The following is a 15125-nucleotide window of genomic DNA, read 5'->3' on the forward strand; positions in this document are numbered from 1 at the left end:
CTCAGGTTGGCGTCGCGAAGAAATAGCGCGTGAGGTGAAAGAAAATCGGCGCGGCAAAGCAGATGGAGTCGATGCGATCGAGCATGCCGCCGTGCCCGGCGATCATCACGCCCCAGTCCTTGGCGCCCATCGAACGCTTGACGGCCGACAGCACGAGCCCGCCGATAAAGCCGCCGATCACCGTCACGGCGGACATGAGCGCCGCCTGCCACAGATTGAACGGCGTGAGGCCATGCAGCAGGGTGCCGAGCGCGATGGCGAGCGCGCCGCCGCCAATCAGGCCTTCCCACGTCTTCGACGGACTCACGAGCGGCGAGAGCTTGCGCTTGCCCCAGAGTTTGCCGCACACGTACTGGAACACGTCGCTCGATTGCACGACCAGCAGGAAGAACAGCAGCAGCGGCCCGTTGTTGCCGAAGTAGTGCGGCAGCGGCAACAGGAGCAGGGCGGGCGCGTAGCTGAACGAATACACGCACACCATCAGGGCCCACTGGATCTTGGCATTGCGTTCGAGAAACTCGGCGGTGTCCTGCGAAAAAGCCTCCGCCGCCGAGAGCACGAAGAACATATACACCGGCATGAAAATCGCAAACAGCCCGTACCAGTGCAGCGCGACCAGCAGAAACTGGCCCGGCAGCGCGACGTAATAGGCGAGCACGAGCGACCAGTAATCGGCGGGCTTGGTTGGCGTGAGCGTGATGAACTCACGCAGCGCGAAGAACGAGCAGATGAAAAACAGGAACAGCGTGGCATAAGGCCCCAGCCACAGCGCTGCCGTGACCACGGCGATCATGACCCACCATGCGGCGATGCGCTGGTTCATGTTGGCAACGGTCGAATTGGCCGAGCCGAACTTCATGCGCAGCACCGCGCCCACCACGGTAAAGAAACACAGCAGGCCGACCACGCCCACAATCGTGATCCAGAATACGTGCGGCATGCTTATCCCCGTACCGAATTTTGAAGTTTGATCACGGCGTCGCGCGCCATGGTGAGGAATGCTTCTTTTTCGAGTTGCGCAGCCCCGGGCACCGCGTCGCCGAACGACACGCTGCAATTGATCGGCACCGGCAGCAGCTTGCCCTTGGGCATGGCGCGCATCAGGTCGGAAAGATGCACGGGTACGAGCTGCACCTCGGGAAACTCGCGCGAGAGCCAGTAAAGCCCGCTTTTGAAAGGGCCGACTTCGCCGGTCTGGCTGCGCGTGCCTTCGGGGAAAATGATGATCGACCAGCCCGACGCCAGTGCATCGCGCACGAGCTGAAGCGGGTCGTCGCCTTCGCCCTTGCGCGTCACGTACACCACGCCCAGTACGCGATTGGCGATGAAGCGGCGCGCGGGCGACGCGTCCCAGTAATCGCGCGCGGCGGCAGGGCGCACGCTCGCGCGCAGATCGGGCGGCAACGCCGCGAGAATCGCGAGCGTATCCACATGACTCGAATGATTGGCGAAATAGATCGTCTGGCGCGCCGTCGGCGGCGTGCTCGCGTAGCGCCCGCGCGCGCCCACGACGAGACGCACGACACCCAGCAGCCAGCGCTGCATCACGTTACGCATGGGGATTGTCCTCCGCGACCTTATGAAGATCCTGCACCAGCGCGCGCGTGCGCGTCGCACAGGTCATCGCGCTGCCGGCAGCGATGATCGCCAGCGCCACGGCAAGACAGACAGGATGCCGATGCAGCGCAATTTCGACGATCGTCGCAACGCAGGCAAGCGTGAGCAGCGCCATGCGATGTTGCTTGGCCATCGGCCCAATGAAGCGCTGCGGCACGCCCACCGAGCCGCCGAATACGCGCACATAGGCGGTCAGCGCCGCGAACAGCGCAGCAGCCCAGCCCAGTGACGGCAAGCCCACGCCATAACCGGCGGCGACCAGCAAAAAGCTGTCCGCGATGCGATCCGGGAACTCGTTGAAGATCGGCCCGGAGATCGATTTTTTGCCGCCTTCGACGGCAACCAGCCCGTCGATGACGTTACAGAGCAAGCGCAACTGAATGCACACGATTGCGACGATCAGGTCGATCACGCTGTCGATGCGCAACAGCGCGACCGCGCCGATTGCCGCAAAGACGGCGCTCGCGCAGGAAATCTGGTTGGGCGTCACACTCGTGCTGGCCAGGAACTTCGCCAGCGCCACGATGGCCGTGTTGGAGCGCGATTTGATTGGGCGTCGGTTTTCGTCCATGAAACCTGCTGAAGTCGATGGGATGCGGAGTCGGTGAAATCGGCGGCAAGCTCGGCGTTATACAGGGCGGCGCGAACCTGCTGGGGCTTTACGCAACGGATTCTTGAGCGTCGCCAAGGACGACATCTCTATTTAGCACAGTTTCAAAACTGCGATAATTTGCATTATGTCAAATCAAGCAGATCGGCCAACAAGGCTGCCGCCCGCTACCCAGTCACTCCGCAAATTGCCTGGCATGCCGAAGAATCCTGCGATCCTCCGGCAAGCCACGCAACGGTGCTGGCACACACCGTCACGGCCTCAATGTTCGTTACTGGCTTTCGCCGCTTGCGGGCATGCTGGATCCTTGCCCCAATGGCCGTCGCAGACGCGCCAGCGGCACAGTTGATCCTCGAAGAAACCGCGTTCGCTGCACGCCTTGACCTGCTGGGCCAACGACGCGTTGGCGTCGGTCGCCCTGGCGGCCGTTTTCGAGCCATGCGTGCTGCCTTGCTTCGCGTCGGCAGGCTTGGTGCGCGCAACCAGCACGGCGAGCAGATCGGCGTCGGAATCGTCACGCTTGCCGTTGGCCGGCGCCTTTTTCGCCTTCGCTTGTGCGACGGCCGTCTTGCTTTCGTTCTTGTGCGCGTTCGCCTTTTCCTGCTTTTCCTGTTTCTCCTGCTTTGCTTCGGCGGCGCTCTTGTGCTTTGCCGTGCTCTTTTCAGGCGTCTGGGACTGCTGCACGGCCTTTGTTTGCGCAGCGGCGGCAAGAGGCGCAACCGTCGCGCTCGCGCCACTCGCGGCGCCGTCCGTGAGCGCACGCGAGAGACGATCGCTGTCACTGCCTTTGGCTGCATCGTCGTCGGCGACGATTGTGGCCGCTTGTGACGCGGAGGCTTCGTCAGGCGCGCTTTTCTGTGCGCTCGCAACGACCGCATGCGATGCGGCCACAGCCGAAGCCGCCACGACGGCAGGCACGCTGGCCGCTGTCGCCGCGACGCCCGACGTACTGGACGGCGTGCGCGACATCCAGTGCCATGCACCGAATGCGCCCGCGCCAATCACGAGCAGCGCCACCAGGCCAGCGGCTTTGGAAGACCGCTGCGGCTTGCTGGCAGGTGATGCAGGCGGCACCACGCGCCCTTCGAGATTTGCGAGGATGCGGGAGCCATTCGGCGTGCTGCCGCTGGCAGGTGCGCCGGCCGGCTTGCCAGGGCCATCGGCAAGCAGACTGGGTGGAGCTTTGGGTCGGGAATTGTCCGGCACACTCATTACTTTAGAGTCTCATTCGGATCGTGCACATTGAATCGGGCCTGTTTCGCCGTAATAATACGTGTCGGCCCGAGTTCGGGCAGGCCTGATTCTAAAATCAAGCATTACAAAAAACAATTGCCTCAGTTCACGGGGTCGCTTTTGGTTGCCATTGCACTCGTAGTCTATTTCGTCATTACCGTGCCGATAGCCGCAATTCTGCTGCTGCCGGGCGTGCGGGCGTCTTTTTTCGACGCCGTATTCAACCTGCATAATGTGATCACGCGACGTATTTCCGCGAGTTCCATACATGCGCGAAAGCATATTTCTAAATCGGCAAAATATTCCCAATCGACAATGGTCGATATGCAAAATTTGCTGATTAAGCGGCGCTTGCTGATTTTGTCCACGACAGGTATTCTTGCGACGCCGCCGCTGATCGCTATTGCGCTTCGCGGCCACCAGTTATTCCAATACGATGACACGCCTCGTGTGCCCGATGAAAAAATCGCGGCACTGCTCAATGGCGAGCAGCTTGTTCCACCGCCGCCATTGCCGCCCGAGGTGTTCGCCACACAGGAAGTCGAGCAGATTCGCCCGGCCCTGGTGGACGCGAGCCGCGACTGGAATCTGCTCGATGCAGATTTCCGTACGCGTCTGTTGCTCGTTTATAAAATCATGCGCGAGCAATACGGTTACGAAATGGCTTTGCTGGAAGGTTATCGCAGCCCCGATCGGCAGGACCGGCTGGCAAGAATGGGCGGCAGCGTGACCAATGCCGCGGCATTCCAGAGCTATCACCAATACGGTCTCGCGGCCGATAACGCATTCCTGCGCGACGGCAAGCTCGTCATTTCAGAAAAAGATCCGTGGGCCATGCGCGGCTATCAGTTATATGGGCAGGTTGCGGAACAAGTCGGCCTCACATGGGGCGGCCGATGGAAAATGATGGACCTCGGGCACGTCGAATATCACAAGCCCGGATTCGTGCTGGGACGCAAACCGGCAAACGCAAAATGACATGCGCATGTAACCGGCAGCCGATAAGCATGCATGCGTATATGCAGATTGGGCCGAAGCAAGACGCAAAGCGGACAATAAAGAGGATGGATATGGGGCGTTCTTTCATTGCTTTGAGCGACATGCTGAGGAAACTCCGCCATTCGTATCATTTGCGCCATTCGCACCATTCCTTCCCTGGCCTCTCACGTTTTTCACCTCGCCAGCCGGTCATGTACAGCACATGACCGGCTGCACGCGCGCGCCCTGCCCGCCGCGTGTCTCGCCACCTGGCCACATCGTCACGCATGAATCACCAGAACAGCACTCAAAGCATCAGGACCTGACCGGCATATGCAACGCTTCCTCAACGTGTTGACTCATAAGCGCACGCTTTCCATCATCGGCTTCATTGCGCTGGCAGCCGTGCTCTATATCGCGGCCGACACGCTGCAAATCGGGCTCGTCTGGGTCGCGGTCGTGCTCGGCGTGCTGATCGGGCTCTGGCTGATCGTCTGGATCGTGCGCCGCATTCGCGTGCGCCGCGCCAACAGAAAACTGGGCGACATGCTGGAACAGCAGGCCCAGGTCGAGGCGCCCGCCGCCGCAGCAGCACACGGCACCCAGGCCGAGCTCGACGCGCTGCGCACGCGCCTGACCGATGCAGTCAAGACCATCAAGACCTCGAAGATCGGCCAGCTTTCCGGCGGCTCGGCGCTCTACGAACTGCCGTGGTACATCGTCATCGGCAATCCGGCTGCGGGCAAAAGCAGCGCGGTGATCAATTCCGGCCTGCAATTTCCTTTCGCCGATAAAAAAGAAGCCATCGTGCATGGCATCGGCGGCACGCGTAATTGCGACTGGTTCTTCACGACTGAAGGCATCCTGCTCGACACCGCCGGGCGCTATTCGATTCACGAGGAAGATCGCGGCGAATGGCTCGGCTTTCTCGGCCTGCTCAAGCGCTATCGTCCGAAGGCGCCGATCAACGGCATCATCGTGACCGCGAGCATTGCGGAGCTCACCGGCAATCGCCCCGAATTCGCCATCAATCTCGCGAAGAACCTGCGCCAGCGCGTGCAGGAACTCACCGAAAAACTCGAAGTATTCGCGCCCGTCTACGTGATGTTCACGAAGGTCGACCTGATCACGGGCTTTACCGAATTCTTCAGCGCCAACGACCGCCACGAATACGACCGCGTCTGGGGCGCGACCCTGCCCTACGAACCCGATGAAAAGCGCGATGTCGTCGCGCAATTCGACGAGCGTTTCGAGGAACTGTACGAAGGCCTCAAGGAAATCAGCATTGCGCAAATGTCGATCAGCCGCGGCAACGCGCTGACGCCTGGCCAGTTGAGCTTCCCGCTCGAATTCTCGACCATCAAGCCGGCGCTGCGCGCGTTCCTCGCCACGCTGTTCGAGAACAACCCGTTCCAGTACAAGCCGATTTTCCGTGGCTTCTACTTCACGAGCGCGCTCCAGGAAGGCGAAACCAACAGCGCCGCCGCGCAGCGCATCGCCAACCGTTTTGCCCTGTCCGCCGAAGGCCTGCCCAAGGCGCAACCCGCGTTTTCCAAGAACGGTTTCTTCCTGAAAGACCTGTTTTCCAAGGTGATTTTCGCGGACAAGCAGACCGTGCGTCAGTTCGCGAGCCCGGCCAAGACGCGTCTGCGCTACGCGACGTTCTTCGGCGTGGTGGCGGCGCTCGCGCTCGCGCTGGGCGGCTGGACATGGTCGGCCGTCAATAACCAGCAGCTGGTGGCGAACGTCCAGGCCGATCTCGACAACGTCCAGCGTCTGCAGCAGAACCGCAACGACCTGCAATCGCGCCTGCAGGCGATGGACATTCTGGAAGACCGTATCGATCAGCTCGAACAGTTCCGCCGCGACAAGCCGCTCGCGGTGTCGCTCGGCCTGTATCAGGGCGATCGCGTCGAACAGCATCTGCTTGAGGAGTACTACAACGGCGTGCGCCAGATCATGCTCACGCCGGTCTCGCAGAATCTCGCATCGTTCCTCAAGGACGTCGACGCACATCCCGACCAGCTCGCGCCGATGACGCACACGCCCGATTCGGGCGCCGTGCCGGTTTCCGCACACGCGGCCATGGCGAACACGAGCCAGGGCGGCCTGTATAGCGACGCCTCCCCTTCCAGCGTGGAAGACGCTTACAACGCGCTCAAGACGTACCTGATGCTGTCGGACAAGCGCCACGTCGAGACCGCTCACCTCACTGACCAGATCGCCCGCTTCTGGCGCGGCTGGCTCGAACAGAATCGCGGCAACATGCCTCGCGACGAGATGATCCGCAGCGCCGAGCGCATGATCACGTTCTACCTCGCGCGCGTGAACGACGACGACTGGCCGATGGTCGACGCGAACCTCTCGCTCATCGACCAGACGCGCGAAAACCTGCGTCATGTGGTGCGCGGCATGCCGGCTCGCCAGCGCGTGTATGAAGAGATCAAGGCGCGCGCCTCCACGCGTTTCGCGCCGATGACGGTTGCACGTATCGTCGGCGACGGCAATACGGCGCTGGTCGCGGGCAGCTACGCGATCCCCGGCACCTTCACGCGCGAAGCGTGGTTCCAGTACGTGCAGCCCGCGATCCGCGATGCGGCGACCAAGGAGCTTCAGGCGAAGGACTGGGTGCTCAACACCTCGGCGTCCGACGACCTCACGCTCGAAGGCAGCCCGGAGCAGATCCAGAAGACGCTCGTGGGCATGTACAAGGCCGAATACGCGCAGCACTGGCAGAAGTTCATGCAGGGCATCGCCGTGCAGGATTTCGGCAGCTTCGGCCAGGCCGTCGATGCGATGAACCGCCTGGGCGACCCGCAGGATTCGCCGATCCGCAAGATCCTCGAAACCGCGTACGACCAGACGTCGTGGGATAACCCGTCGCTCGTCAACACCACCATCAAGCAGGCGCAAAGCGGCATCAAGGGCTGGTTCAAAAACCTGTTCTCGCGCGCGACCAGCGGCAAGATGGAAGCGAACATCGACATCAACGGCAATCCGGTCGAGATCCCGATGGGCCCGGTCGGCCAGGCGTTTGCGGGCCTCGGCCGCATCGTCGTCACGCACGACAACGGCTCGATGCTCAAGGGCTACATGGATTCGCTCTCGAAGGTGCGCACGCGCTTCAACACCATCAAGAACCAGGGCGATCCGGGCCCGGGCGCGCGTCAGTTGATGCAGCAGACGCTCGACGGCAACGGCTCGGAACTCTCGGATTCGCTGAAGTTCGTCGATGAGCAGATGCTCACGGGCCTGACCGACGATCAGCGCAAGGCGCTGCGTCCCCTGCTCGTGCGTCCGCTCATGCAGGCCTACGCCGTGGTGATCCAGCCGGCCAGCGTCGAAGTGAACAAGGTGTGGAACGCGCAGGTGTACCAGCCGTTCCAGGCGTCGCTCGCCAGCAAGTACCCGTTCGCGGGCACGGCCAAGGTCGAAGCCGGCGCGAGCGAAATCGCGGGCATGTTCGGCCCCGATGGCGCGATCTCGAAGTTCGTGAGCACCACGCTCGGGCCGCTCGCGGTTCGCCGCGGCGACACGCTCACCGCCCGCACCTGGGGCGACATGGGCCTCGCGCTCACGCCGGACTTCACGGGTGGCTTTGCGCGCTGGGTCGCACCGCTCGCGGGCGGCGCAGCAGGCGCAAGCGGCGGCTCGACCGAGCCGCAGACCGTGTTCCAGATCCTGCCGCAGCCTTCGAGCGGCACGACCGAATACACGATCGCGATCGACGGCCAGCAGCTGCGCTACCGCAACACGCCGCCGCAGTGGACGAACTTCGTGTGGCCGAACCCGAACGGCTCGCCTGGCGCGACGCTGTCGGCGACCACCTTCGACGGCCGCACGATCCAGCTCGTCAACGAGCCGGGCCGCTACGGTCTGGAGAAGCTGATCAATTCGGCGCAACGCAGCCGCCGTCCGGACGGCACCTTCGACCTGACGTGGACGCAAGGCAGCGTATCGGTGTCGATGAGCATGCGCATCATCAGCACCTCGCAGCCCACGGCGTCGAGCGGCGATGCGCCGCAACAGCAGGGCCTGAAGGGCGTGCAGCTGCCGTCGTCGATCGCCGGCGTCGGCGCGGGGGGTGGTGCACAAGGGGCACAAAGCGCCCAGAACACGTCGGGCGCCAGCGCGAGTGTCGACGCGCAGGCCGCCACGAGCGCGCCGCAAGCCACGGCGCCCGCAACCGTTGCAGGCTCAACCAACTCGCAGGGAGTTGCGCAATGACGCAAACCGTTCAGGCGCAGATCGCCTACTTCGGCAAAATTCCGTCGCGCGGCGACTTCGTGAAGAGCGCGCACAATCCGCAGTTGCTCCAGACGCTGGACAACTGGATCGCCGAAGCGATGAACATGCTCACCGACGATCCGCGCTGGAAGATCGTCTACGAAGAAGCGCAGCCGATGCACTTTGCGTTCCTCGGCTCGCAAAGCCGCCTGGCGATCGCGGGCCATATGGTCGCGAGCCACGACCAGTCGTCGCGGCGCTTCCCGTTCCTCGCGGCCACCGCGCTGGAAGTCGAGCAGCCGCTCGCGTTTCTCGCGCGCAGCCCGCTGGCTTTCGCACGCCTCTGGTCGCGCGTGTCCTCGCAGATGCAGCCGCTGCTGGGCACGAGCGAGCCCGCAGGCGCGTTGCAGGCGCTCGGCGAAACCTATGTGCCGGTCGACGTGGGCGGCTCGGGCAATCCGCACGACGGCACCTTCGCGGATTTCATCGAGCACCAGACGCTCTCGGGCCTCGAACAGATGCTGCTGAACAGCGGCCATCCGGTGCGCCTCAAAGGCGCGATGCTCGCGCTCGGCTCGCTGCTGCGCCCGGTGATGCAAAGCGGCACCGCGCATCTCGAACGCGGTCTCACGCTGCCGCTGCCGACCGATCCGTTCTATCGCAGCCTGGTGGGCGCGTTCTGGCTCGAACTGATCGCACCGTTCGTATCGAAGGCCGATTTCGAACTGGCGATTTTTCTCGGCACCATCGCGCAGCGCGAGCGGCTCATCATCGGCTTTAACGGCGCGTCCGCGAAGACCCTGCATAGCGTGGTCGATCCGCAAACCTATTCAGCACACAACATCGATATCGACGATCCCGAGTGGGTCGACGATCATGCACAAAGCGACCATGGCATCAGCAAACTCGTCAGCTACCTCGATCAACCGCAACTCTCGCTGCGCGTCGCCATCGACACGTTCCGCGAAGTGTTCATCGGGGAGCCGGTCAATGGCCGCCGCGGCTAAACGCAGCGGCCTGGCCGCAGCGGCGGCGCTGACTTTCGGCGCGTTCGCCTCGTTCTCGACCGTGGCATGGGCCGATGACGCCAGCCCCGCGCGTGTCTCGCCCATCGGCTCGAACGGCGTGACGGTCAGCGGGACGATTCCGCCCGCCTCGGGCGCTGGCGCTGCCGGGAACGCGGGCATGCAAGCCAACGCCGCCGCGCCGTCGGCCTCCGCCCCGCGCAGCACCGCGACCTCGACGCCCGCACCGGTCGACGCGACGCCGGGTCAGGTCGTAGCCGGCGGCAAGGTGCCCGACGAAGCGACCCACGCGGCCGTGCTGCAACGTCTGCGCGACACCTATGGCGCAGGCAACGTGGTCGACCAGATCGAAGTGGGCGACGTGGCGACGCCGCCCAACTGGTCGTCGAACGTGCAGAAGCTGATTGGCGCGCAACTCAAGCAGATCCACAAAGGACAACTGAAGATCGACGGCACGCAGATCGACGTGCGTGGTGAAGTGGGCAATGAAGCGCAACGCCAGCAGATCGCCAGCGACATGGCGAACGCGCTGAACCCCACCTACACGATCCGCAATGGCCTGCGCGTGAGCGCGTCCGAGCAGGGCCTGCTCGACCAGACGCTGGCGAACCGCACGATCGAATTCGAAACGGGTAGCGCCACGCTCGCCCCCGAAGGCCGCGCGATTCTCGACCAGATGGCTGCCGTGCTTGCGAAGATGAACACGCGCACGGTGGAAATCATCGGCCACACCGACAATTCGGGTAACCGTAATTCGAATATCGCGCTGAGCCAGGCGCGTGCGGACGCGGTGAAGGGTTATCTCGTTGCCAAGGGGATTTCGCCGCAGCAACTGACGACCAACGGCGTCGGCCCGGATCAGCCGGTCGCGTCGAACGACACCACGGACGGACGCGCGCGCAATCGGCGCATTGAATTCCGCGCGGGTCTTTGAATTCACGCGGCGTAAAAAAAGCCCAGGGCTCAATCCCTGGGCTTTGTTTTTTTTGGGCGCCTGGCGTTCTCTCGTGCCCCGTCAAATTGCCTGAAACACCATCACGACCCGATGTCCGAGAACCTCGCCAATTGCATCGGCAAGCTTTTGCTCGACCCCAAAACCATCGAAAGCGAATCCCAGATTGCCGAATCCCCATTCCATCTCGGAGAACCGCCAATCGGTAATGCTTGATGATTTTTCGCAGGCTGGACACGCGAGGCGATCATCCCGTTCTTCGTACCATCCTCCCACCGCCTCGCTCCAATCGACGTCATCAGGATCGTGGACTGTCTGGCATTGAGGGCATTCCAGCCCCTGAATGCCATTGCCTCCGGCATGAAATACCTGGCGCTCAATCTCCGCCCTGACGCCACACCGGTTGAATTGATCCAGCCATTCAACCCAGTCTTTTGCATTGGCTCCCGCGCAATGTGTCGCCGGAGAAAAGGCGACTTCCGCGTCCGCTGAAGGAGCAGCGATTCCCTGCTCTTCCAACCATTGCATGACCCTGGCTGCGAGCTCGGGTGCCTCTTCCAGAGTAGCGTCGCGGTCGACGATATAGATAGGATGATCGCTCACGGAGTTTTGTCGCCTTCGGTTTAGCTTTCCGATTTCACGCCCAGCATCTCGCGGATATGCGAGAGCGTCCCGTCGTCCTTCACCACCGTCGCAAGCCATTCGTGCAGCGGCATGCCGGCCCATTCGGCGGCCTTGTCGGCGAGGTACGCCACGGGGCTATGCGGTTCGGTGGCGCGGAAATAATCGGCCACGGCGCGCAGTTGCGAAACCGCGTCCGCGCGGCTCTGAATGCCGCCATGAGCGCGGCTGGAAACGCGGGTCGGAGGCTGCACGAAATCCTCGTGGGGCAATGGCGTCAGGAAACTCGGCTCGGTACGTTCGGGCGCAGCCGCTGCACCGCCCTGGCCACTCTGGCCGCCTTGCGTCGTTTGCACAGGTTCGGTCTGCTTGAGCGCCGCATCCGGATCGACACCCACGTCGCGCGCGAAGCGCTCCGCAAGCCGATAGACCGTTTCGTACGCGTCGCGCGCCTGGCGGAAGCTCGGCGCCGAATCACCCGCCTTGCGCTCCAGTTCGTCGTCGAGCGCGGCCAGCGCCTTCTCGAAAGACTTGAACTCGGCTAGCAGCTTCTCGTAGAACGCGCGCGACGTCGCGCGGCGCGACGCGTCGATCTGCTCGACCGAAGGCTTGCCGCGCGCGATGTCGCTGGCGTTCTCGGGATCGCGCTTGACGGCCTGCGCGACGTGTTGCGCCACGTCCCAGTCCAGCGTGCTGAAAGCCATGTCCGATTGCGTGAGCGGCACGGCGCGCAGCAATTCCGCCGAACGTCCCGCGAGCCACGCCACGTTGCCCAGCCGCGATTCGACATCGTCGCCCTCGGGCAAGGGATGCACCTGCTCCCAGTAACGCTCGATCAGGCCGGTCAACACGGCATAACCTTGCGCGAGGCCGGGCACGCCCTCCTGGATCGCCAGCGCTTCGGTCAGCCACACCGCCACGCGCAGATCCTTGGTCTGCGTGGCGAGCAGCGCCGAACAACGCTCGACCACGAAGGGCCAATCGGCTTCCTTGATTTCCGTGACCCACTCGCCCTGGTCGAGCGACGGATCGTCGAAGCGGCGCGCGTAGGCAATCGCATCGAAGTCGGCAGAAAACAGCATATCCTCGCCGCATGGCGAGCTTTCATTGATGGGCGCGAGCAGCGCGGTGTAATCGGTCGACATAATCAATTCACGGTGTATTCGAACTCACCGGCCTCGTTCGCACGCACGCTCACACGCTGCAGCGCCGTGCCTTGCGCCATGCGTTCGAGCACCTGCTGCGCGAGTTCGGGCAGCAGCGTGCCGTTCAGGATGTGATCGACATTGCGGGCGCCCGAATCCACTTCGGTGCAGCGGGCCAGCACGGCGTCGACGAGCGAATCGTCCCACTCGAACACCGCGCCATGGTTCGCCTCGATGCGCCGGCGGATGCGTTCGAGCTTGAGTTCGATGATCTCGGCGAGCACGTCGTCCGAAATCGGGTAATACGGCACGACCTTCATGCGCCCGAGAAACGCGGGCTTGAAGGTCTTGTACAGTTGCGGGCGCAACAGTTCTGCGAGTGCGTCGGCGTCGGGCAGTTCTTCCGCGGGCTTGTTCAGGCAGGCCTGCATCACCGCCTGCGAACCGACGTTCGAGGTCAGGATGATGAGCGTATTGCGGAAGTCGATTGCGCGCCCTTCGGCGTCGTCCATCGTCCCTTTGTCGAAGATCTGGAAGAACATTTCCAGCACGTCAGGGTGGGCCTTTTCGACTTCGTCGAGCAGCACGACCGAATACGGATTGCGGCGCACGGCTTCGGTCAGCACACCGCCCTCGCCGTAACCCACATAACCCGGCGGCGAGCCCTTCAGCCCCGACACGCTATGCGCTTCCTGGTACTCGCTCATGTTGATGGTCACGAGCTTGCGTTCGCCGCCGTAAAGAATATCGGCGAGCGCGAGCGCGGTTTCGGTCTTGCCTACGCCCGACGGCCCCACGAACATGAACACGCCGCGCGGCTTGTTCGGATCTTCAAGGCTGGCGTTGGCCGTGCGCACGCGCTGCGCAATCGCGTCGAGCGCATGATCCTGGCCGATCACACGCTCCGAGAGCAGCGGGCTCAGGTTGAGCACCGTCTTGATCTCGTCCTTCACCATGCGCCCCAGCGGAATGCCTGTCCACGACGCCACCACTTCGGCGACGACGTGGCCGTCGACCTGGAGCGGCACCATCGGGCCGTCGCCCTGCAACGCATGCAGTTGCGCGACCAGCGCGGGCAGCGCTTCGCGCGCGGCGTCAGCGTCGCGGGCGAGATCGGCCGCCGTACCCTCCACACCCTCTTCGCGCGCCGCGTCGATACGGTTGCGCAGCGCCGCGATCTGCGTCACGAGTTCGCGTTCCTGCGCATAGCGCGCTTCGTCTTCGGCGACTTCGGCGGCGGCTTCGGCGCGTTGCGCGCGCAGATCCGCGAGACGTTCGTCGTGCGCCGCGCCGTTTGCCGCTTCGCGTTCGAGCGATGCGATTTCCGCATCGATGCGCTCGATATGGCGCTTGCCGTCGTCGATCAGCCCTGGCGTCGAGCTATGCGCGAGCGCGACCTTTGCGCAGGCAGTGTCGAGCACGCTCACAGCCTTGTCCGGCAGTTGGCGTGCGCTGATATAGCGATGCGAAAGACGCACGGCCTCGGTAATCGCCTCGTCGAGAATGCGCACGTTGAAGTGGCGCTCCATCAGCGCCGTCATGCCGCGCAGCATGGCGGCCGCGAGCGTTTCGCCGGGCTCTTCGATCTTCACGACCTGGAAGCGTCGCGCGAGCGCCGCGTCCTTTTCGAAGTACTTCTTGTACTCGCTCCAGGTGGTGGCCGCGATCGTGCGCAGTTCGCCGCGCGCAAGCGCCGGCTTGAGCAGGTTGGCCGCATCGTTCTGGCCAGCCTGGCCGCCCGCGCCAATGATCGTATGCGCTTCGTCGATGAACAGCACGATAGGCTGCGGGCTCTTCTTGACTTCGTCGATCACGCTTTTCAGGCGGTTTTCGAACTCGCCCTTCACGCTCGCGCCCGCCTGCAGCAGACCCATATCGAGCACGCGCAGCGCGACATTGCGCAACGGCTCGGGCACGTCGCCTTCGGCGATACGCAGCGCAAGGCCTTCCACGACGGCCGTCTTGCCGACGCCAGGCTCGCCCGTGAGAATCGGGTTGTTCTGGCGGCGGCGCATCAGGATGTCGATGGTCTGGCGAATCTCGCCTTCACGCCCGATCACGGGATCGACGCGGCCTTCGCGCGCGCGCTGCGTGAGATCGGTCGTATAGGTGTCGAGCGCGGGCGTCTTCGAAGGGCCGGCCGCAATCGGGTCGTGCACCTGCTCTTCCTGCGCCGCCGCGCCACGCTCCGCATCGCGCGGCGCGGCTTCCACGGAACCTTCGGTCAGCTCGTCGAAACGATGCTTGAGTTCGGCGACCGGCACCTCGGCCAGACGACTCGACATGCGCTGCGCGAACTGCGCCAGGTCGGGCGCGCTCAGCAACGCCAGCAACAAATGCCCTGAACGGATACGCCCAATCTGCGTATCGAGCGACGCGATCAACCACGCCTGCTCGAACAGCGCGATCAGATGCGGCGAGAACACCGGCGTGCGCGTATTGCCCGTTTTCAGGCTCTGCAATTCGCGTTCGAGATCGGCGCGCACCGCATGCACATCGATGCGCGAGGCGCGCAGCGCACACACCAGATCGCTGGCCGGCTCCTCGATCAGCGCGAGAAACAGATGCTCCAGATCGACTTCATAGTGCCCGCGCGACAGGCACGAACTGGCCGCGCGTTCGGCCGCGAGGCGGCAGGTCGTGTTGAGCTTGGTAATCAGGGTCTTGAGTGGCGTGCTCATGTCGTGATGGCGTTCCGGGCGAAATTCGGTTCAGGC

At 63.5% G+C, this 15125-nt stretch carries 11 protein-coding genes; 4 read left to right on the top strand and 7 right to left on the bottom strand.

The genetic code is table 11. From position 1 onward, the window contains the following. Position 1: 1 nt before the first annotated feature. From BBA01S_RS03835 to BBA01S_RS03850, 4 genes are all read right to left on the bottom strand, one after another. A complete protein-coding gene (locus BBA01S_RS03835) occupies positions 2-940 on the bottom strand; it encodes a phosphatidate cytidylyltransferase (RefSeq protein WP_027815268.1) in 939 nt (312 codons plus the stop codon). A 2-nt stretch (positions 941-942) separates the two neighbouring features. Then, positions 943-1563, bottom strand: a complete 621-nt coding sequence (locus BBA01S_RS03840; RefSeq protein WP_027815269.1) for a lysophospholipid acyltransferase family protein — start codon at positions 1561-1563, stop codon at positions 943-945. Beyond that, positions 1550-2188, bottom strand: coding sequence for a CDP-alcohol phosphatidyltransferase family protein (locus tag BBA01S_RS03845; RefSeq protein ID WP_027815270.1), 639 nt, complete (start codon positions 2186-2188; stop codon positions 1550-1552). The genes BBA01S_RS03840 and BBA01S_RS03845 overlap by 14 nt, the downstream gene beginning before the upstream one ends. Positions 2189-2488: 300 nt before the next feature. After that, the gene (locus BBA01S_RS03850; RefSeq protein ID WP_027815271.1) at positions 2489-3439 is read right to left on the bottom strand and encodes a hypothetical protein; all 951 of its coding nucleotides are present in this window, start codon (positions 3437-3439) and stop codon (positions 2489-2491) included. Between the two features lie 141 nt (positions 3440-3580). On the opposite strand from BBA01S_RS03850, the gene BBA01S_RS03855 reads away from it, so the two are divergent. The 4 genes from BBA01S_RS03855 to BBA01S_RS03870 all read left to right on the top strand — a co-directional run bounded on the left by BBA01S_RS03855 (position 3581) and on the right by BBA01S_RS03870 (position 10624). After that, positions 3581-4438, top strand: a complete 858-nt coding sequence (locus BBA01S_RS03855; protein ID WP_027815272.1) for a M15 family metallopeptidase — start codon at positions 3581-3583, stop codon at positions 4436-4438. Between the two features lie 333 nt (positions 4439-4771). Further along, positions 4772-8665, top strand: a complete 3894-nt coding sequence (tssM, locus tag BBA01S_RS03860) for a type VI secretion system membrane subunit TssM (protein WP_027815273.1) — start codon at positions 4772-4774, stop codon at positions 8663-8665. After that, a complete protein-coding gene (gene tagF, locus BBA01S_RS03865; RefSeq protein WP_027815274.1) occupies positions 8662-9672 on the top strand; it encodes a type VI secretion system-associated protein TagF in 1011 nt (336 codons plus the stop codon). Before tssM ends, tagF begins: the two co-directional genes overlap by 4 nt. Next, entirely contained in the window at positions 9656-10624 is a 969-nt protein-coding gene (locus BBA01S_RS03870) for an OmpA family protein (RefSeq protein WP_042295898.1), read from the top strand. The genes tagF and BBA01S_RS03870 overlap by 17 nt, the downstream gene beginning before the upstream one ends. Before the next feature lie 81 nt (positions 10625-10705). Here BBA01S_RS03870 and BBA01S_RS03875 read toward each other — a convergent pair whose 3' ends face one another. The 3 genes from BBA01S_RS03875 to tssH are packed head-to-tail and all read right to left on the bottom strand — an operon-like array spanning position 10706 to position 15089. Beyond that, a complete protein-coding gene (locus tag BBA01S_RS03875) occupies positions 10706-11245 on the bottom strand; it encodes a hypothetical protein (RefSeq protein ID WP_052391664.1) in 540 nt (179 codons plus the stop codon). 20 nt (positions 11246-11265) lie between these two features. Continuing rightward, the gene (gene tssA, locus BBA01S_RS03880) at positions 11266-12408 is read right to left on the bottom strand and encodes a type VI secretion system protein TssA (protein ID WP_027815277.1); all 1143 of its coding nucleotides are present in this window, start codon (positions 12406-12408) and stop codon (positions 11266-11268) included. Between the two features lie 2 nt (positions 12409-12410). Continuing rightward, positions 12411-15089: a type VI secretion system ATPase TssH gene (tssH, locus tag BBA01S_RS03885; protein WP_027815278.1), complete on the bottom strand. Its 2679-nt coding sequence runs from the start codon at positions 15087-15089 to the stop codon at positions 12411-12413. Between the last annotated feature and the right edge of the window lie 36 nt (positions 15090-15125).

The organism is Paraburkholderia bannensis NBRC 103871, assembly GCF_000685015.1.
GTDB lineage: Bacteria > Pseudomonadota > Gammaproteobacteria > Burkholderiales > Burkholderiaceae > Paraburkholderia > Paraburkholderia bannensis.